This window comes from Pseudomonas sp. S3_G06 (assembly GCF_054667565.1).
Genome location: NZ_CP162738.1, coordinates 5,115,243 through 5,135,291 on the forward strand (window position 1 = coordinate 5,115,243; position 20,049 = coordinate 5,135,291).

The 20,049-nt window shown below is 60.1% G+C and carries 19 protein-coding genes; 4 read left to right on the top strand and 15 right to left on the bottom strand.

The features are described from left to right. Window positions 1–46: 46 nt before the first annotated feature. A complete protein-coding gene (locus tag AB4N47_RS22785; RefSeq protein WP_071173947.1) occupies window positions 47–1,276 on the top strand; it encodes a nucleoside recognition domain-containing protein in 1,230 nt (409 codons plus the stop codon). 115 nt (window positions 1,277–1,391) lie between these two features. Here the strand turns inward: AB4N47_RS22785 and AB4N47_RS22790 are convergent, their stop codons facing one another. From AB4N47_RS22790 to AB4N47_RS22840, 11 genes are all read right to left on the bottom strand, one after another. Then, window positions 1,392–2,018 (bottom strand): ABC-type transport auxiliary lipoprotein family protein, encoded by a 627-nt coding sequence (locus tag AB4N47_RS22790; protein WP_130888802.1) that lies wholly within the window; start codon window positions 2,016–2,018, stop codon window positions 1,392–1,394. Then, on the bottom strand, window positions 2,015–2,953 hold the full coding sequence (locus tag AB4N47_RS22795) for an MlaD family protein (RefSeq protein WP_341638261.1): 939 nt from the start codon (window positions 2,951–2,953) through the stop codon (window positions 2,015–2,017). Before AB4N47_RS22795 ends, AB4N47_RS22790 begins: the two co-directional genes overlap by 4 nt. A gap of 1 nt (window position 2,954) precedes the next feature. After that, complete coding sequence (locus tag AB4N47_RS22800; protein ID WP_016772360.1) at window positions 2,955–3,758, bottom strand: ABC transporter ATP-binding protein; 804 nt, start codon at window positions 3,756–3,758, stop codon at window positions 2,955–2,957. After that, complete coding sequence (locus AB4N47_RS22805; protein WP_071173944.1) at window positions 3,755–4,903, bottom strand: ABC transporter permease; 1,149 nt, start codon at window positions 4,901–4,903, stop codon at window positions 3,755–3,757. Before AB4N47_RS22805 ends, AB4N47_RS22800 begins: the two co-directional genes overlap by 4 nt. A 54-nt stretch (window positions 4,904–4,957) precedes the next feature. Further along, window positions 4,958–5,986, bottom strand: a complete 1,029-nt coding sequence (locus AB4N47_RS22810; protein ID WP_323167199.1) for a DUF5924 family protein — start codon at window positions 5,984–5,986, stop codon at window positions 4,958–4,960. A gap of 211 nt (window positions 5,987–6,197) precedes the next feature. Further along, window positions 6,198–7,592: a M16 family metallopeptidase gene (locus tag AB4N47_RS22815; RefSeq protein ID WP_341638259.1), complete on the bottom strand. Its 1,395-nt coding sequence runs from the start codon at window positions 7,590–7,592 to the stop codon at window positions 6,198–6,200. A gap of 175 nt (window positions 7,593–7,767) precedes the next feature. Then, entirely contained in the window at window positions 7,768–9,426 is a 1,659-nt protein-coding gene (locus tag AB4N47_RS22820; RefSeq protein ID WP_110599651.1) for a Na/Pi cotransporter family protein, read from the bottom strand. 314 nt (window positions 9,427–9,740) lie between these two features. Then, window positions 9,741–10,442, bottom strand: coding sequence for a hypothetical protein (locus AB4N47_RS22825; RefSeq protein ID WP_341638258.1), 702 nt, complete (start codon window positions 10,440–10,442; stop codon window positions 9,741–9,743). Next, on the bottom strand, window positions 10,420–11,052 hold the full coding sequence (locus tag AB4N47_RS22830) for a hypothetical protein (protein ID WP_282387731.1): 633 nt from the start codon (window positions 11,050–11,052) through the stop codon (window positions 10,420–10,422). The genes AB4N47_RS22825 and AB4N47_RS22830 overlap by 23 nt, the downstream gene beginning before the upstream one ends. Then, a complete protein-coding gene (locus AB4N47_RS22835) occupies window positions 11,049–12,206 on the bottom strand; it encodes a DUF2515 family protein (RefSeq protein WP_341638257.1) in 1,158 nt (385 codons plus the stop codon). Before AB4N47_RS22835 ends, AB4N47_RS22830 begins: the two co-directional genes overlap by 4 nt. A gap of 17 nt (window positions 12,207–12,223) precedes the next feature. Next, complete coding sequence (locus AB4N47_RS22840; RefSeq protein WP_341638256.1) at window positions 12,224–12,721, bottom strand: PAAR domain-containing protein; 498 nt, start codon at window positions 12,719–12,721, stop codon at window positions 12,224–12,226. 575 nt (window positions 12,722–13,296) lie between these two features. Here AB4N47_RS22840 and AB4N47_RS22845 point away from each other — a divergent pair. Further along, window positions 13,297–13,656, top strand: coding sequence for a DUF6124 family protein (locus AB4N47_RS22845; RefSeq protein ID WP_460154353.1), 360 nt, complete (start codon window positions 13,297–13,299; stop codon window positions 13,654–13,656). Window positions 13,657–13,785: 129 nt separating this feature from the next. Here AB4N47_RS22845 and AB4N47_RS22850 read toward each other — a convergent pair whose 3' ends face one another. The 3 genes from AB4N47_RS22850 to AB4N47_RS22860 form a co-directional block, all read right to left on the bottom strand. After that, entirely contained in the window at window positions 13,786–14,553 is a 768-nt protein-coding gene (locus AB4N47_RS22850) for a TerC family protein (protein ID WP_056791183.1), read from the bottom strand. 85 nt (window positions 14,554–14,638) lie between these two features. Continuing rightward, entirely contained in the window at window positions 14,639–15,946 is a 1,308-nt protein-coding gene (locus AB4N47_RS22855) for a CitMHS family transporter (RefSeq protein ID WP_073470799.1), read from the bottom strand. A gap of 403 nt (window positions 15,947–16,349) precedes the next feature. Beyond that, a complete protein-coding gene (locus AB4N47_RS22860) occupies window positions 16,350–16,676 on the bottom strand; it encodes a DOPA 4,5-dioxygenase family protein (protein WP_341638255.1) in 327 nt (108 codons plus the stop codon). A gap of 81 nt (window positions 16,677–16,757) precedes the next feature. Here AB4N47_RS22860 and AB4N47_RS22865 point away from each other — a divergent pair, with 81 nt between their 5' ends. Continuing rightward, on the top strand, window positions 16,758–17,423 hold the full coding sequence (locus AB4N47_RS22865; RefSeq protein ID WP_341638254.1) for an NAD(P)-dependent oxidoreductase: 666 nt from the start codon (window positions 16,758–16,760) through the stop codon (window positions 17,421–17,423). A gap of 45 nt (window positions 17,424–17,468) precedes the next feature. Here the strand turns inward: AB4N47_RS22865 and AB4N47_RS22870 are convergent, their stop codons facing one another. Then, window positions 17,469–18,419 (bottom strand): choline sulfate utilization transcriptional regulator, encoded by a 951-nt coding sequence (locus AB4N47_RS22870; protein WP_341638253.1) that lies wholly within the window; start codon window positions 18,417–18,419, stop codon window positions 17,469–17,471. A gap of 114 nt (window positions 18,420–18,533) precedes the next feature. Between AB4N47_RS22870 and betC the strand changes: the two genes are divergently transcribed. Then, window positions 18,534–20,048: a choline-sulfatase gene (gene betC, locus AB4N47_RS22875; RefSeq protein WP_341638252.1), complete on the top strand. Its 1,515-nt coding sequence runs from the start codon at window positions 18,534–18,536 to the stop codon at window positions 20,046–20,048. Window position 20,049: the final 1 nt, after the last annotated feature.

The following is a 20,049-nucleotide window of genomic DNA, read 5'->3' on the forward strand; positions in this document are numbered from 1 at the left end:
TGGCGACCCCGCTATCATTCGCCGCATTCTTCGGGGGATTTGACTGATGCTTAATGGCCTGTGGCTTGGCTTCTTCATCGTGGCAGCCGTGTCGGCGCTGGCGCAGTGGCTGATCGGCGGCAACGCCGGGATCTTCGCGGCGATGGTGGAAAGCATTTTCGCCATGGCCAAGCTGTCGGTCGAAGTCATGGTGCTGCTATTCGGCACCCTCACCCTGTGGCTGGGCTTTCTGCGCATCGCCGAAAAAGCCGGAATCGTCGAGTGGCTGGCCAAGGTCCTCGGCCCGCTGTTTCTGCGGCTGATGCCGGAAGTCCCGGCCGGCCACCCTGCCCTCGGCCTGATCACGCTGAACTTCGCCGCCAACGGTCTGGGCCTGGACAACGCCGCCACACCGATCGGCCTGAAAGCCATGAAAGCGCTGCAGGAGCTCAACCCCAGCGCCACCATCGCCAGCAACGCGCAGATCCTGTTTCTGGTGCTCAACGCCTCGTCGCTGACCCTGTTGCCCGTGACCATCTTCATGTACCGCGCCCAGCAAGGCGCGCCGGATCCGACGCTGGTGTTCCTGCCGATTCTGCTGGCGACCAGTTGCTCGACTATCGTCGGTTTCCTCTCCGTAGCTTTCATGCAACGCCTGCGCATCTGGGACCCGGTGGTGCTCGCCTATCTGCTGCCCGGCGCGCTGATTCTCGGCGGCTTCATGGCCCTGCTTGGCACGCTCTCCGCGACAGCACTGGCGGGATTGTCGTCAATCCTCGGCAATCTCACGTTATTCGGCTTGATCATGCTGTTTTTGCTGATCGGCGCGCTGCGTAAGGTCAAGGTGTACGAGGCGTTCGTCGAAGGCGCGAAAGAAGGCTTCGATGTGGCGAAGAACCTCTTGCCGTATCTGGTCGCGATGCTGTGTGCGGTTGGCGTGCTGCGCGCCTCTGGTGCGCTGGATTTCGGCCTGGACGGTATTCGTCATCTGGTCGAATGGGCCGGCTGGGACACGCGCTTCGTCGATGCGCTGCCTACGGCGATGGTCAAACCGTTCTCCGGCAGCGCCGCGCGGGCGATGCTCATCGAGACCATGCAGACTTCCGGCGTCGACAGCTTCCCGGCGCTGGTCGCGGCGACGGTGCAGGGCAGTACCGAAACCACGTTCTATGTGCTGGCGGTGTACTTCGGCGCGGTGGGGATTCAACGCGCACGGCACGCGGTGGGGTGTGCGTTGCTGGCCGAGTTTGCCGGAGTGGTGGGCGCTATTGGGGTCTGCTACTGGTTCTTTGGTTGAGCAAAATTCCCATGTGGGAGCGAGCCTGCTCGCGAAGACGGAGTGTCAGTCAACGCTTAAGTGACTGATACACCGCTTTCGCGAGCAGGCTCGCTCCCACAGGAGTTGTGGTGTGTCAGCGCGGTTGCGGGGCGAGTTTCTGCCCTTGCTCTACGGCCCATGCCACAACCTTGGCCGTCAGGCGATCACTGGCCTTACCAAACCCGGCGACCACCGCTGGCACCTGCACATCATTCAGCGACTGGCGCTCTTCAAAACGGCGGCTGGCGAGGATGCGCTGGTCATAGCCGCGCACCAGCAATGCATCGACCCGCACCACGACGCCGGCCTGGGTGCCCTGATATTCGGTCTGAAACGCCTGCAAACTGCCGCCCAGTTCCAGATCCGCCTGGAAGTTGCTGTCGTCGGTGCTCAGCAACGTCACTCTGCCGTCACGCTGGAATCCATCGAGCAGGCGATTGCGCAGCAGTACCGGCGCCGGATCGCTCCAGCGCGAGCCCTTGTAGCTGCTGATCACATCGCCCTGCGGGATAACGGCAATGCTCGGCCGGTTCAGTGCTTCGCTGGCCTGCAATTTATTCAAGCGCAGCGACCACGACTGCGTCGCCGCCGGGCTGGCCGAGGCGGGCGCTTGCGCGGCGGGCAGGCGGTAGACGTCCGAGGGTTCCGACTTGGGCAAGATCGAGCACGCGCCGATCAGGGTCAGGCCAGCGCCGAGCAGGGCGATTCGAGTCAGCTTCATGGGGTGAATTCCTTGTTCTTGTCGCTGCCCAGCAGGTAGCCGCTGGGGTTGGCCTCAAGGCGTTGGGAAATGGCGCGCAGCGAGGTCAGCGTCTCGCGCAGTTCGCGAATCGCCGGGGCCAGGCCGTTGAGGCCCTGCATGCCGTTATCCAGCGAATTCTGGTTTTTGCTGAGCAAGCCGTTGATGGTCACGCTGCTTTGCTCCAGCGACTTCATCGCCTGTTCGGCGCTGCCCAAGGCCTGCTTGCCCTGATCATTGAGCAGGCCGTTGGCGTTGCGCATCAGCAGTGAGGTCTGCTCGAGCATGCTGCTGGCCTGTTTGCCGACGGTCGCCAGTTGCTGCATGGCTTGTTTGATGTCGCCGCGCTGGTCGTTGATGGTGCCGGTGGTCTGTTCCAGATGGGCAAGGGTCTTGCTCACACGCTCGACGTTTTCCGCGGAGAACATGTGGTTGGCGTTTTGCAGCAGGGCGCTGATGCCGGTCATTAAGTCGCTGCTGTCGTTGAGCAGACGTGAGATAGGCGAGGGCGAGGCGACCAGCGTCGGCAGCTTACCGTCATGCCCGCGCAGTTTCGGGCTCTCGGGTGTGCCGCCGCTGAGCTGGATGATCGAGGTGCCGGTGATGCCGGTCAGTGCCAGCTTGGCCTGGGTGTCTTCCTTGACCGGCGTGTCGCCCGCCAGACGAATCCGCGCCAGCACCCGGCGCGGGTCCTGCGGGTCGAGGCGCAGGCTGACCACGTCACCGACCTTGATCCCGCTGTACTGCACCGAGCTGCCCTTGGACAGACCGCTGACCGCCTCGTTGAATACGACTTCATAGTCTTTGAACTCGGTGTCGACGCTGGATTTGGCCAGAAACAGGCCGAAGAGCAGGGCGCCGGCCACGACGATCACCGTGAACAGGCCGATCAACACATGATGGGCTCGGGTTTCCATATCAGACCTCGTTGAGCTGTTTGGCGGCGTCCAGCGCCGAGCGGCCGCGCGGGCCGTGGAAGTATTCGTGAATCCACGCGTCGGCGGTTTCCGAGACGTCGTCGATAGGGCCGGCGACCAGCACTTTCTTCTGCGCCAGCACCGCCACGCGATCGGTGATGGTGTACAACGTGTCGAGGTCGTGGGTGACCAGAAACACACTCAGACCCAACGCATCACGCAGGGTCAGGATCAATTGATCGAACTGCGCCGCGCCGATCGGATCTAGGCCGGCGGTGGGTTCGTCGAGAAACAGAATGTCCGGATCCAGCGCCAAGGCCCGCGCCAACGCCGCGCGCTTGATCATGCCGCCGGACAGCGACGCCGGGTATTTGTCCGCCGCCGACAACGGCAGCCCGGCCAGCGCCAGCTTCACCGCCGCCAGGTGCTCGGCGTCGTGACGGCTGAGGCCGGCGTGTTCGATAAGGGGCAGGGCGACGTTCTCGGTCACGGTCAACGACGAGAACAGCGCGCCTTTCTGAAACAACACACCGAAGCGCCTTTCGATCAGCGAGCGTTCATGCTCGGGCAGATTCGGCAGGTTCTGGCCGAAGACCTTGACCATGCCTTCGCTGGGCCGATTCAGCCCGACGATGCTGCGCAGCAGCACCGATTTACCGGTACCGGAGCCGCCGACCACGGCGAGGATCTCGCCCTTGTACACGTCCAGATCAAGGTTTTCGTGCACGCTTTGCGGACCGAAGCGATTGCACAGGCCACGGACTTCGATCACCGCCTCCGAGGGCGCGCGGGGTAGACGACTCACCAGCCCATCTCCATGAAAAACAGCGCAGCCACCGCATCAAGTACGATCACCACGAAAATCGACTGGACCACGCTGGAGGTGGTGTGCGCGCCGACCGATTCGGCGCTGCCGCTGACCTTGAAACCTTCCAGGCAACCGATCGCCGCAATCAGGAAGGCGAAGATCGGCGCCTTCACCAGCCCGACCAGAAAATGCTGAATGCCGATGTCGGATTGCAGCAGCGAGAGGAACATCGCCGGCGAGATGTCCAGCGACACTGCGCAGACCACACCGCCACCGACGATCCCCGAGAGCATCGCCAGAAACGTCAGCATCGGCAGCGCCACCAGCAGCGCCAGCACGCGCGGCACCACCAGCAATTCGATCGGGTCGAGGCCAAGGGTGCGGATCGCGTCGATTTCTTCGTTGGCCTTCATCGAGCCGATCTGCGCGGTGAATGCACTGGCGGTGCGCCCGGCCATCAGGATCGCCGTGAGCAACACGCCGAATTCGCGCAGGAAAGAGAAGCCGACCAGGTCCACGGTGAAAATCGTCGCGCCGAAACTGGCCAGTACCGTGGCGCCAAGAAACGCCACCACCGCACCGACCAGAAACGTCAGCAAGGCCACGATCGGCGCGGCGTCGAGGCCGGTCTGCTCGATGTGCGCAATCATCGGCGTGATGCGCCAGCGCTTGGGCCGCAACAGCCCACGGGCGATGACTTCAAGGATCAGGCCGACGAAGCCGAGCAGTTGCAGCGTGTCGGTCCAGACCTTGTCCACCGCGCGGCCGATGCGCGTCAGCAGTTGCACGCTGACGCTGATTTCCGGCTCCTTGATCGGCACGCAGAAATCACTCAGCGAGCAGTACACGGTTTGCAGCAAGGCGCGGTCGGCAGTTGAAAGGGTGCAATCGGGGTGTTCGGCGGTTTTGCCCAAGCGCTCGGAACCGAGCAGCTCGACCAGCAACGAGGCGCCGGCGGTGTCGAGGGCACCGAGGCCGTTCAGATCGATGGAAGTGTTGGCATCGTACTGGCCGCGGAGCTTTTCGCTCAGGTGCTTGAGCGCGGTGTAGTGGGCGAGCGTCCAGTCGCCGCTGACGCGCAGGCGGGCAGGGCTGAACGCGGTGTCCAGGTGGGCACTGCCGGGGGTTGGGCTGCTGGTCATAAGCTCCGTGCTTGTACGGCCGTTACGAGATCCTACGTAATAGCACGAACCGGATTACTTTTCTTTGGCCGGTGTGCTGTCGGTGATTGCGAAACGCAGCACGCCGATCAACTGCCCGTCCTCGGTCAGCACCCGCACCTGCCATTTGCCCGCCGGGTTGCCGGGGAAGTTCTGCTTGTGCGTCCACGCCCGGTAGCCTTCCTTGCGCCCGCCATGGATGTCGAGGGCGATGCGGTCGACCTCTTTGCCGTTGAAGGTCCACACGTGATAAATCCGCTCGTCGAGACCGCGCGGCGCGTTGATCGCAGTGTAGGCGTAGAGCCCGCCGCTGCGGATCTGCTCGGCGCTGACGGTATCGAGGCTGGCGCCGGGGGTGCGATCCTGCAGCTGCGTGCTGATCGCCACGTCGGTCATCCACAGCGTTGCCGGTGGCACCCACGAACGCAGCGCCCAACCGACGCCGCCGATGCCGACTGTGATGAACAGAATCGCCAGGGCGTTGCGCACCGTGCGGATCGGGAAGATCGACGCCAGGCTCGGGAACGACAGCAGCACGGCAATCCCCAGCGCCCATTTGAAACTCTGCGCGGTGGTCAGGTGCATGATCACCGGCAGCGCGGTGAGCAGGGCGGCGAACAGGGTCAGGGTGTGCAGCGCGAGAAACGCCCAGCGCCGTGGCGCCAGCCATTTGTAGTACAGCGGATCGACGATAGAGATCAGTGCAGCAACGCTGAGCAGGCCGGTGAAGACCAACTGGCCGCTGTTCCACGTGGTGGTGATGAAGAAGAACGGCAGGACGAAAAACAGGCTTTCCTGATGGATCATCTGTGTCGCATAACGCAGCAGCGGCTGGGGAATCTCGCGCTTGAAGATCCGTGTGAACAGCCCGGTCAGGGTGTTTTCCAGCATCAGCCAGATCCAGCTGAGCAGCATGATCACCGTGATCCAGCTGGCCAGCCCCTGTTGGCGATCGACGAGGATGAAACTGCCGACCCCGGAAATGAAACCACCCGCCGCGATCAACCCGGGGTAGCGCTTCATCAGCTCGAGAAGGCGCTGGATAAGGAGGGTCAGTTTTGGCATTTTGGCGGTTCACGACGATATGGGGAAAATCCCGGAAAGGTTAACGCCGCATGACCCCTGTGGCGAGGGGATTTATCCCCGATCGGCGGCGCAGCCGTCGTAGATCCTGCAAGCGAATTTTGTCTGGCTATACCGAGCTGCCCTTATTGGGGCTGCTGCGCAGCCCATCAGGGATAAATCCCCTCGCCACAAGTGCTCACTCATCACAGGGTTAATGGCTTCCGGCAATTTTGTGGCGGCGATGCAGGCGCCAGCCGATCACGATCAGCAGCAACAACCCGATTCCACCAGCGACCAGCCACAACACCTGATCATCACTGATCAAAGGCTTCTCGATCCGGATATACCCCGGCTGCAGCAACAGCTCGCGCATCGCCTTGTTCGCCGCTTCCAGCGTCACCCCTTGCAGCTCCCGCGCGGGATTGGCAAAGCGGCCATCCTGATAGTCGGCCAGCGCGCTCCAGTAATAGTCCGCCAGTGCGCTGTTGCCCTGCACGGCCCAGGCCTGGTGGGCGATGGCGGCTTGTTTGATGCGGGCGAAGGTGCTCGGGTCGAGGCCGTTTTTCAGCAGGTCGGCCTTGAGGTCATCGAGTACCTGGATGGCTTCGTCGACGTCATCGCGATCCAGGTCAGCGTTGAGGCTCATGAAGCCGACACCACCGAACACTTCGCGCTCGGCCCACGGCCCGTACGACAAGCCATGGTTGAGACGAATCTGCCGGTACAGCGCCCAGTCGAGGTAATCCTTGAGAATGTCGAACGTCTGGTCGTACTGATCGTCGAGCACCGGTTCCGGCACCAGCCAGTGCAGCTTGGCGCTGTCGCCGATAAAGCCACGGGTAAGGGTGCGTTCATGGGCGGCGCTGGTGCGGATGTCCGGCAGCGCGCGGTGTTCGGTGGGCTCGACCGGCTCCAGCTCACCCCAGGTACGCTCGAGATAGGCCGGCAGCAGTTTGTCGAGTTCGCCGACGACGATCAGGGTCATGTTGTTCGGCGCGTACCAGGCCTTGCGCACCGTCTCCAATTGCTCTTGGGTCAGATGGCCGACCTCGGCGCGCTGTGGGCATTTCAGACCCAACTCGACAGCCAGCTGATTGCTCGCAGTATGGCCGAGGTCCTGACGGTCGAGGAAACGTTGCAGCCTGGTGTAATGCCCGCCGTCCTCACGCTCGACCACCCGTTTCGCCGCGTTGATTGCGTTGTCGTCGATGCGTGTCTGGGTCAGCAGCGCGAGCAGCAGGTCAAGCACCTTGCGCTGGTTTTTCGCCGGGGCTTCGATGACGAACGTGGTGTCGGCATTGCTGGTGAACGCATTCCAGTCCCCGCCCAGCGCCTGCATGCGTTCTTCCAGACCGCCTTCGCCGGTGGCGTCGATACCGCTGAACAGCAGGTGTTCGAGCAAATGCGGCAGCTCTTTTTCATCGCAGTCGAAGTCATCGAGGCCAACGCCGACCACCAGCCGGATCGCCACATGCCCACGCTCGGTGCCGGGCTTGAGCATCAGTTGCAAACCGTTGGGCAGCGCATAGCCTTCGACCTGAAAGCGATCCAGGGCAAAGGCGGGCAGGGAACCGAGCAACAGACAGGCGAACAACAGGCAACGCATAACAGGCTTCCATACGGCTGATTTGGAGATCCGTGTCGTCAGTCAGGCCCCATCGCTGGCAAGCCAGCTCCCACAAGGATCTGCGGCGCTCACAAAACCCTGTGGGAGCTGGCTTGCCAGCGATGACGGTCTCAAGGCTGAACCACTGTAACTGACTGGCCCCAGCCCCAGACGTTCAAGGCGAATGCGTAATGTCGGCCATGTCATCCACCGCCAGCGCGCCGGTGTCCGCCGTTTCCAGCACGACATAGGCGCTGCTGCAGAACAACGAATTGAGCCGTTTCATGTCGGCGATCAATTCCAGATGCAGCGAGCTGGTCTCAAGGCTCTGCACGATCTTGCGTTGCAAACGGCTGACATGCGCATGGGCCAGACGCCGTTCCTGCGCACGAAAGCGGCGTTTCTCGCGCAACAACTGCCGCGCGCTTTCGCGGTCGCCGCTGAGAAACACCGACAGGCCCAGGCGCAGGTTGGCGATCAGTTGCTGTTGCAGCCCGGCAAGATCTTCCAGGCCCTCTTCGGAAAACGAACGGCGCTGCGACGTCTTCTGCTGCTGGATCTTGCGCAGCATTCGCTCGATCAGGTCGGCGGCGAGTTTGAGGTTGATCGCCAGTTCGATGATCTCGGCCCAGCGCCGACTGTCGTGCTCGCCGAGATCCTCGCGGGGCATCTGCGCCAGATACAGCTTGATCGCGCTGTACAGCGCCTCGACGTCGTCGGTCAGGCGGCGCATTTCCTGAGTGACGGCGGTCTGCTTGCCGCGCAGCACATCGAGGGAGGCATCGAGCATGTTGTCGAGCAGATCGCCCATGCGCAGGGTTTCCCGCGCGGCATTGGCCAGCGCCAGGCTCGGCGTGACCAGCGCGGTCGGGTCGAGATGGCGCGGCTTGGCGGCGCCGTTGACCTCCGGCCGCTCCGGCAGCAGCCACGCACAAAGCCGCGCCATCGGCCCGACGCTGGGCAGCAGGATCAGGCAGCGCGCGGTGTTGTAGAGCAGATGGAAGCCGATGACCATTTCCTGCGGGCTGAAATCAAGGCTGTCGATCCAGTGCACCAGCGGGTCGAGCACCGGGATGATCAGCAGCAAACCGATCAATTTGTACAACAGACTGCCCAGCGCAACCTGGCGGCCGGCAGCGTTCTGCATGCTGGTGCTCATGAACGCGAGAATGCCGCTGCCGATGTTGGCGCCGATCACCAGACCGATCGCCACCGGCAGGCTGATCACCGCAGCCCCGGCCAGCGTGGCGGTGAGCAGCACGGCGGCGAGGCTGGAGTAGGAAATCATCGCGAACAGTGCGCCGACCAGGGCGTCTAGAAGGATGTCGCCGGTCAGCGAGGCAAAAATCACCTTCACCCCTTGCGCGTGCGTAATCGGCGCGGCGGCCTCGACGATCAATTGCAGGGCGAGAATGATCAGCCCCAGCCCGATCGACACCCGGCCCATTTGCCCGAGCCGCGTCTGTTTGCGCGACAGAAAGAAAATCACCCCGAGGAAAATCAGCAGCGGCGACAGCCACGACAGATCGAGGGTCAGCACCCGCGCCATCAACGCGGTACCGACATCGGCGCCCAGCATGGTCGCCAGCGCCGGGGTCAGCGCCATCAAACCCTGCCCGACAAACGAAGTGACCAGCATCGCCGTAGCGTTGCTGCTCTGCACCATTGCGGTGACGAGAATACCGGCGATGAACGCCAGCCATTTCTTCGACATGTTCTGGCCGATGACATGTCGCAGATTGGTGCCATAAACCCGCAGGATGCCGGTTCGGACGATGTGCGTGCCCCAGATCAACAGGGCGACGGCGGACAGCAGATTGAGCAGGGTGAGCATGCAGACCCCCTGTAGTAGCAGCGCCCCAGAGGGGCAAGTGGACGGCACCGCGCGGTTTCTACGTTTTTGATACTTAAGCTGTAGTTGGCGAACGGTCTCGGCGCCAGCATTGCACAGCTAAAGAGTGGATTGAAACAAAAGTGTCATCAAAACGGCTTCACTCACATCGCTGAAACCGACACAGATACCTGTAGGAGTGAGCCTGCTCGCGATAAGGTCATCAGCTTCAACATCATCGTCGTCTGAGAGACCGCTATCGCGAGCAGGCTCACTCCTACGGGTTTGACCGTGCAGGATCAGCTTGTGGCGACTTTTCATGCCCCGCTTCGATCCCGACCCACACTAATATCAATCAAATATTTTGCAGTCCTCGGATCTTCCCTGTCACAGCTTGCGTAGCACTTGATCAAGAGCAGTAAGCTGTACTTTCCCGGTACGTACAAATCAATGCCCACAGGTTGATCGAAGAGTTTGGCCTGTAGTCGCCCGCGCTTGGCAGCGGAGTCAACGTTGAACCAATCATTGTCTTCCAAAGGCTCAATCTTCCACCCCCGCGATTTGAGGATATTTTGCGTAGCAATCAATCGATCCAGAGCTTCTGCAAACGGCAAGGTTTCTGTCATCGGCGATGTCGTCAGTGTCGAGACTTTCTGACTCGCATAAGTAACAGCACCGAACACGGTCGGGGGAAGTTTGAAACCATGAACGGGGTCGTCGAACTCAATGATCGTCGGGCTGCTAATCCATGTAGAGCCGGGACGAGGGGAATCCGTCGGGTCATGGGGATCACCAGGATAGATTGCCGTTTTGTCTTCAACCGAGAAGGTTGAGTCTTTGATCACCTGTTCGTAAGGTTTTCCAATATGAACGCATAGGGTCGTGGCGCCCCATGGCCACGCCATGACACCACCCAGCAAAATCGTAGCGGCGCCCATCGACAGCCAATGCTTACCTGCCAAAGCCGTCGACTTCCTCTGAGACGATTGAAAACGGTCAATCACTGAAGTGATCTTCACCAAAACCCACATCAATCAAATATTTGGCCGTATCAGGATTTCGTTCGTCGCAACGTGCGTAGCATTTGATGTGGAGGAACAGGCTGTACTTATGCGGAATCAACAGAATGACACCGTCCAACTGGTCAAAAAGTTTGGCTTGAAGGCGCACCTTGTCTTCTTGAGTTTCAGTCTTGAGCCAATCATTCCCTTCAACAGCTTCTGGCGACCAGCCTGCCTTTTTGAACGTCTGCTGCAGCACTCCCAGCAGATTCACTGCTTGCTCGAAAGGTAACGTTTCCAGCATTGGTGAGGTAGAAAGGGTGATCGCTTTGAAATCAGACCAGCCAATCGCACCGAATTTTGTAACGGGTAACGTGAACCCGTGTTGTTCGTCATCGAATGTGATGACCACTGGACTACTGATCCAAGTCGAACTTGGGTGAGGTGGATCACCGGGATAGATGGCAGTTTTATCCGTCACAGGAAATGATGAGTCGCGCACGACATCGTCATATGTTTTTCCAATGTGGAAAGAAATTTGTTGCGGACCTCTTCCGAAATACAAGGTTAGCGCGATAGCTCCCAATACGGCGGCAGCAGCAACGTAGAAACTGCGTCTATGAATCACTTAACCCCCCCGCCAGCTGCAATTTCTCGGATAGATTGCTCAAGTTTTGCGCGAGAGGACGGCTGTTTAAGCAGTTCGTTAAATTGAGTGGCAGCGCGCAGTACGAACTCCATTCGCTGATCCTTATCGGCAAGGTTAGCCAGCGGATTGCTGCCAAACGCGACTTTTCGACTGTCGGGCGCTTTACATTGGCTAGCGAGAGTAAGCTGGATCTCCTCGGCAGCACCTGGCAACAATCCGGTCACAACAGAAATCACGTCACCGCCATGTGTGCCTCGCATCAACAGGGCAAAGTGGGTTTCGTCGTACATCGCCGGCTGAAGGATGTTGACTTGTTCATGGAGCGCCATTTGTTCAACGCTACCTGAAATGTTCCCTTGATCAATGGCTTTGAAGGTCGCGTAAATCTCAGGATTATCACGGCCAAACTCTACCTTCTCAGCAATCGGCCACATTACATCCTTCCCAATGCCACGCCGGCTTCTCAAACACTTTTCCATTTCCTTGTACCCCCGCACCATGAAAAACCGGTGCAACGGATAAACATCGAGAAACAGCGACGTATTACCCAGCGCCAACATCTCATACACATAGTCCAGTTGCTGCTGAACCACTGAGCGTGGGTTGTCGCCGAAGGTGATGTCCTCCGTCGGCATCGGATTGGCTGCCCGAGCCTTGGCCAACTCCTGCTCTGCCTCGGGATTGGTCTTGCTGAACTTGAATCCAAAGCCTTCGAACAGAGTTTCCGATGGTGCGGTTCGCAGCTTTTCCTGTGCCGCCTTCTGTGCAGCGATGGCGGTTTGCAGTTTGGTGGCGTGGATCAGCCCACACCCCACCTGCTTCGAAGCAAACGCCGCCAACCCCGCCCACTGAAAACGGTTATCCGCCAGCCACAACTGCGCATACGCGGCGTTGATCTTGCGGTTGCGGACCTGGGGGTCTGCGATGAGGACGCCGCCAGGGGCAACCCAGTCTTCGGCTTCTTTCTGGAAGCGGCGCCACAGGCAGTTGCAGGTCAGCAGCGGGACTTCGACGCGGGTTTTCGGGTTGGGGCCGGCGGTGCTGGTTTCCCGCTTGCAAGTGGGCAGCTCACAGGTGCTGTCCCAGAGTTTTTTCATGTCCAGGTCGTCTGGAGCGATGCATTGTCCGGTCATTGTTTCTTCCTTGAAGCTCAGGCGGTCCAGCGAACGATGGCGAGATCGGGCTGCAGGGTGGCGACGCTCTGGGTCATGCCCTGCGCATTGGTCAGGCCTTTGACGATACGGCCTTCGGCGGTTTCGATTTCGTAGCCTTGTTCGGCGATGGGCTCACCGTTACCGGCGCTGACCGCTTTGAATTCGACCAAGGGCAGGCCGATGATTGGTAACGGTGGAACGAACGGAGCAGGGGTGTGCGAGCTGCCGATGATCACATTACCGGAACCGCCGACCACGACGCCGCCGTGGCTGGCCGTGCTGTCGAGGGTCATGGCGTTTTTGCCGTTGATGAACACCGTGGCGGAGAAGGCGCCATTCAGGGCTTGGCCGCAGGTGCAGGTGTCGCCGAGGCGAGCGGCGGCGAGGCCGTTGAAGAAGACATCGCCCGAACCGCTGGCAATCGGGTTGGTACCGTGGCCGGGAATCGGGCAAGTAGTCGGATCCGTGACGCGAGCGGCGGGTTTTCCAGACATGAACGTTCCTTGTTTGTCGTTGATGCGAGGGGTGGACGCTAACGAGCGAAGGTCGGTGAGTCAACCTTTTCGGCCCGTTTCGAATGGATGCGATATGCCTCTGTGGGAGCGAGCCTGCTCGCGAAAGCGGTGCGTCAGACAGCCTCTTTTTTCGACCGATATGACGCCTTCGCGAGCAGGCTCGCTCCCACAGGTTGTGTGTCTGATCCAAGAGAGGATAAACACGGATTGCGCTGGGTGCTTACGCAGACGCCGTGTTACGCGGCGACAGGCTACAAATCCTTGCGCCGTTGCCTACGGCTACGCCAGAATCCGCCGGCTTGTGCGCTTTGGGGCTGGTCTCTATCGTTTTGCTGGCCACTGCTCATCAGTGGTCGGGATTAGTAGCCCGGGTTGCTAGTTATTGTGCGCAAGCATCTTTGCGTCAGGTTATGCCTGATCCTGATGGTGGTTGTGCGCAGGGCGCCTTCGGGTGCGCCGGAAAAGCTAGCTCCCCGGTCTACTAACCTGCGTACAGCCGCCTCCCTTCTTTTAGTAGAGAACGGCAGTGGCTTCATTCTATGGAGCAGCTGAACATGAAAAAGATAACGCCAGATCCACCGGTCGATGATCTTCCTCACCCTGATCTAGAAGCGCAAAGACTCAAACAAGCCGCCGACCGCGCCCTCGATTTCTACCTCTGTCCCGGTCTCAAACAAGACCCCGGCGCCGCGCGCAAGCCCAGCACCATTTTTCTCGTCGATCCGGCTGTGGATAACGAAACGCTGCTGGTGCACGCCTGCGAATCTTTGGCGTCGGCGAGCATCATGGCCAGTGATCTGGCCGGGTTTATTGATGGACCGCAGCGCAATTCACTGCTGGGGATCCAGCAAGTCATCATGTTGGGTGAGCTGGCCGTCAACCGCGTCCTCGACTACCTCGTTCCTCCTGCCTGAACGCAGAAACAAATGTAGGAGTGAGCCTGCTCGCGATAGGGCCATCAGCTTCAACATCATCGTTGGCTGACAGACCGCTATCGCGAGCAGGCTCACTCCTACAAGGGGTGTTGCCTGAAGACTACCGGGTTATTGCCCCGGCACATCCTTGCGCAGTTTCACCGGATCCTGCTGTTTCTTTTTCCGGGCCATCGCGCCGCGCAGTTTGATGTTGATCGCTTCCACCGCCAGCGAGAACGCCATGGCGAAGTAGACGTAGCCTTTTGGCACATGCACGTCGAACGATTCGGCGATCAGCACGGTACCGACCACCAGCAGGAAGGACAGGGCGAGCATTTTCAGCGACGGGTGCTTGTCGATGAATTCGCTGATCTTGCCCGACGCCAGCATCATCACCAGCACTGCCACGACGATCGCCGCGACCATGACCGGAACGTGGGAGACCATGCCGACGGCGGTGATCACCGAGTCCAGCGAGAAGACGATATCGATGATCGCGATCTGGATGATGGTGTAGAGGAAGTTGCCGCCCTTGCCCGATGGCGCGTCGTCGCTTTCATCTTCACCTTCCAGCGCGTGGTACATCTCCTGCGAGCTTTTCCACAGCAGGAACAGGCCACCGAAGAACAGGATCAGGTCGCGACCGGAGATGCCCTGGCCGAACACTTCGAACAGGTCGGCAGTGAGGCGCATGACCCAGGTGATCGACAGCAGCAACAGGATCCGCGTGACCATGGCCAGGCCAAGACCGAAGATCCGCGTGCGCTGCTGCATGTGTTTGGGCATGCGGCTGACCAGGATCGAAATCATGATGATGTTGTCGATACCGAGGACGATTTCCAGGGCGGTCAGGGTAAAGAAGGCAACCCAGATTTCGGGGTTGGTCAGCCAATCCATGTGTATTCCTTTGAGCAATTGTTGAACCGAAAAAGGTCCGGGCTTCAAACCGCGAAGCCAGGACCCGTAACGGTGAGTCTTGGGCTTATAGAGTGCTGAACATCGGGAAAGTCCCCAACAGCAGTGCAGCAATCAGAATGCAGATACACACCAGGATCGCCCATTTCAGGGTGAAACGCTGGTGATCACCGAAATCGATGCCAGCCAGCGCCACCAACAGATAGGTCGACGGCACCAACGGGCTCAGCAAGTGGACGGGCTGGCCGACGATCGAGGCACGGGCCATTTCCACCGCAGTGATCCCATAGTGGCTGGCCGCTTCGGTCAGCACCGGCAATACACCGTAATAGAACGCATCGTTGGACATGAAGAAGGTGAACGGCATGCTCACCAGCGCCGTAATCACCGCCAGGTACGGGCCGAGGAAATCCGGAATCACCGCCAACAGGCTCTTCGACATCGCATCGACCATGCCGGTGCCCGACAGGATACCGGTGAAGATACCGGCCGCAAAGATCAGCCCGACCACTGCCAGCACGCTGCCGGAATGCGCGGCGACACGATCTTTCTGCATTTGCAGGCATGGGTAGTTGACGATCATGGCAATACTGAAGGCCACCATGAACAGCACCGGCAGCGGCAACAGGCCGCCGATCAGTGTGCACATCAGGCCGAAAGTCAGTGCGGCGTTGAACCAGATCAGCTTCGGACGGCGTGCGTCAGGGAATTGCGAGACGCTGATTTCACTGTGATCGATCTCGTCGCCGACCAGATGCAGCTCGCCGAGACGGGCGCGTTCACGCTTGCCGTAGAAGTAGGCAATCACCAGGATCGCCACGACACCGGCGGCCATGGCCGGGATCATCGGTACGAAAATGTCCGACGGGTCGACATGCAGGGCACTCGCCGCGCGGGCGGTCGGGCCGCCCCACGGGGTCATGTTCATCACGCCACCGGCGAGGATGATCAGACCGGCCATGATCCGCGGGCTCATGCCGATGCGGCTGTACAGCGGCAGCATGGCGGCCACACAGATCATGTAAGTGGTCGCGCCGTCACCATCGAGGGAAACGACGAGCGCCAGAACGGCGGTACCGACCGAAACTTTCAGCGGGTCGCCCTTGACCAGTTTGAGGATCTTGCGCACGGCCGGGTCGAACAGGCCGGAGTCGATCATCAGGGCGAAATACAGAATGGCGAACATCAACATCACGCCGGTCGGCGCCAGTTTGGTGATGCCTTCAAGCATCATCGGGCCGATTTTCGGCGCGAAACCACCGAACAGCGCGAACAGGATCGGGATGATGATCAGGGCGATCAGCGCGGACAGGCGCTTGGTCATGATCAGGAACATGAACGTGATGACCATGGCGAAGCCAAGGAAAGTCAGCATGGGAATACTCCAGGCGTAGCGCGGCTAATGGAATGAGCGGATCGGGCGGGATCAGCGCAGAACGGGAGGCGCGAGGCGTACGGGCGGAGTGACCAGCAGGAAGCGGGAGAAACGGCGGGTTGCAGAAGACATCAGAATCACCATTGTTGTTGTTAATTGGGCCGGGCCTGTGGAAAAAACACAGGGCTAGGGCCAACCGGTCTGTTGCCGGGAGTGGGGCGATCCTAATCGGGGAAGCTTTCAGCTACCTTTCGGGCGCGAAAGCGATGAATGAATGGTCAACCGGCGGTCGGATGCAACGACAGCCAATGAATACGGGGTTGGTAGCGATGCGGATAAACGGACAGTCAGCGCTGGCTGGCTGTCTGGACATATCCGTTATCAGTTCAGCGTCAGCATCTGGTTAAAAAATCGACAGATCCAAGGGCCGCACCGCGCCCATCCAGATCGCGTGTTCGGTGTGGTCAAGCAAGTCATCGCCAGTCTCCGGATGCAGGAATACCACCAGGCCCTTGCGGTTGAGCGCCAGCCATGGCAGCACTTCGCCGATCAGCTCGGGACCGAAAGCCAGTTGGCAGCTCCAGTCGGGATGCGGCCCCACCGGGCGTTCGTGCACGCGGCCCATTTCCAGCGCAAACAACTGCGCGGCCTGTTCGCACAAGGCCCGCGCCTGGTCGATGGTTTGCGCGTCGAAATAGACATGGGCGTGATAGCCCTTGATCCCTTGCATCGTGTCGCCTCTCAATCGGTTCGAACCCTTGGCTGTTTCCACCGTCACAGGTCATATAGGACAACTATAAGGAAAACAGCCATGAAAAATGCCGAGACCCCAGTGGTCAAAGTGGTGCTTTATGGTGCCATGGCCAGCCTGGGCGGTGCATTGATGGCTGAATTGCTGCGTCGCCAACATGAAGTCATCGCCATTCTCGACGATCTCACCGCACTCGCGCCGCGTCCGGGGTTGCGCACCAAGACCGGCGATCTGTTCGATGCCGAGCGGGTCAATCAAAGCGTCGCCGGCAGCTCGGCGGTGATCTGCCTGCTGGACGCTCCGGGGTTGCCGTTCAGCAGCGACCACGTTGAGCGCACGGTGACGCTGGGGCCGGTGGAACAAGTGCTGGCAGTCGACGCCTTGGTCGAAGGTTTGCAACTGGCCAGCGTGCCGCGCCTGTTTCTGGTCGGTAACTTCGGTGTGCTCGACGAGCCAGAAAATGACGAGCGTCTGCAACGTCACGCTGCCGAAGAAATTCTCGAGGCGGTACAAAGCAGCTCACTGCGCTGGACCTTGGTCAATGCGCCCCATGGCGTGGCCGGGTTGACCATCGAGCACTTCAGTCAGGTCGGCGGCAATCTCGAACCGGGGCTGGCCGAACCGCTGGAGCGCCTGAACCGTGTCGCGGTGGGCATCGCCGACGAGCTGCGGTTGAACCTGCATGTGGGGCAGCATGTGAATTTTGTGGCGGCTTCTGATTCGTAAAAGATCATCCGGATGCTCGGGCCGCGATCGACGACCTTTTGCTCTTCACACCGCAATCGAGGGCAGGGCCAGACCGTTAAGCGATTCGGCACTGCTGGCCTGTTCCGCCATTAACCAATCAACAAATTCCTGAATCAACGCACCCCGACGCTTGCGTTGCGGCAACACCACGTAATACCCCAGCCGCGACAGCGTAGTTTCCGCCAGCGGCCGGCACAGCAACCCCTGCACCAGCAAGTTATCCACAAGGTGCCGCCAACCAATCGCCACGCCTTGTCCGCCAATCGCCGCTTGAATCAGCAAGGTGTAATTGTCGAAGCGCAATTGCCCCGGCGCTGGCGGCGTAGTCAGGCCCAATTGACGAAACAAGCCACTCCAGTCGAACCAGTTGCTGCTGTTTTCCCCACGCAGATGCAACAGCGGAAATTCCAGCAGTGCCTTCGCGGGCAACGGCAATGAACGCTCCTTGAGCAGCAGCGGACTGCACACCGGGAACACCTCTTCGCTGAACAGCCAGTGGCTCTCGCCCTGCTTGAATCGACCATCGCCAAACAGGATCGCCACGTCGATGTCGGTGCGCAGCATGTTGTGGTTACGCTCGCTGGTGACCAGGCTGACATCGATGTGCGGATTGGCCTCATGGAAGCGGTGCAGGCGCGGCATCAGCCAATAGGCGGCGAAAGCGAAATCCGTGGCCACTTGCAGCACTTCATGTTGCTGCTGAGTGCTGATTGCGCTCAATCCTGCGTCGATATTCTGCAAACCGAGGGTAACTTGCTCGAACAGCAGGGCGCCAACCTCTGTCAACTCGATACCCCGGTAAATCCGGTCGAACAGGCGCGTACCGAGCTGCTCTTCCAAACGTTTCATTTGCTGGCTGATCGCTGGCTGCGTGGTGCCAAGCTCCACCGCAGCAGCGGTAAAACTGCGATGGCGGGCCGCCGCTTCAAAAGCGCGCAGCAGATCGAGGGAGAGGTCACCGAGGGCGTCATACATAAGCTGTACTTATCCTAGTCATTGTCCAGCGCGGGCTTTACCGGAACAGGCATGGAATCCATGCTCGATCGCAGCACTCTCGCATAAATATTCAACATGGAATGCCGCGATCACATGAAGCGCAAGAACATTCTTTTCATCATGGCCGATCAAATGGCCGCGCCAATGTTGCCGTTCTACGGCCCATCGCCGATCAAACTGCCGAATCTGTCCCGCCTCGCCGCCCAAGGCGTGGTGTTCGATGCTGCCTATTGCAACAGCCCGCTGTGCGCGCCGTCGCGCTTCACCCTGGTCAGTGGCCAGTTGCCGAGCAAGATCGGCGCCTACGACAACGCGGCCGATTTCCCCGCCGACATTCCAACTTACGCGCATTACCTGCGGCGTCTCGGCTACCGCACCGCGCTGTCCGGCAAAATGCACTTCTGCGGGCCGGACCAGTTGCACGGTTATGAAGAACGCTTGACCAGCGACATCTACCCGGCCGATTACGGTTGGGCGGTGAACTGGGACGAGCCGGACGTAAGGCCGAGCTGGTATCACAACATGTCTTCGGTATTGCAGGCCGGGCCGTGCGTGCGCACCAATCAGCTGGATTTCGACGAAGAGGTGGTGTTCAAGGCGCAGCAATACCTGTTCGATCACATCCGCGAGGACGGCGACCAGCCGTTCTGCCTGACTGTGTCGATGACCCACCCGCACGATCCGTACACGATTCCCAAGGCTTTCTGGGATCTGTATGACGATGCTGATATTCCGTTGCCTACAGCCTTGAACCAGGACGATCTCGATCCGCACTCGCAACGTCTGCTCAAGGTTTACGACCTGTGGGACAAGCCGCTGCCTGTGGATAAAATCCGCGATGCCCGTCGCGCCTACTTAGGCGCTTGCAGCTATATCGATGCCAATGTCGGCAAACTTGTGCAAACACTTGAGGAAACCGGGCTGATCGATGACACCATCATCGTCTTCTCCGGTGACCATGGCGACATGCTCGGCGAGAAGGGCCTCTGGTACAAAATGCACTGGTTCGAGATGGCCGCGCGAGTGCCGCTGCTGATCAGCGCCCCGGGACAATTCGAGGCCGGCCGAGTCAGCGCCGCCGTATCCACCGCCGACCTGCTGCCGACCTTCGTGGATCTGGCCGGCGGCACGCTTGAGCCCGGCTTGCCACTGGACGGTCGTTCGTTGCTGCCGCACCTGCAAGGGCAGGGCGGGCATGACGAGGTGTTCGGCGAATACATGGCCGAAGGCACTGTCAGCCCGCTGATGATGATTCGCCGGGGCGCCTACAAATTTATCTACAGCGAAAGCGACCCGTGCCTACTCTTCGATGTGGATAACGATCCGCGCGAAGAAGAGGAACTGAGCCAATCGCCGCAACATCGTCAGCTGTTCGAAGACTTTCTCGCTGAAGCGCGGGCCAAGTGGGACATTCCGGCGATCCACCGGGACGTACTGGCCAGCCAGCGCCGACGCCGTTTCGTCGCCGATGCGTTAACCATCGGCAAGCTGAAGAGCTGGGACCACCAGCCGCTGGTCGATGCCAGTCAGCAGTACATGCGCAACCACATCGACCTTGATGATCTGGAGCGCAAGGCCCGTTATCCACAACCCTGCCAAAACCAATAAC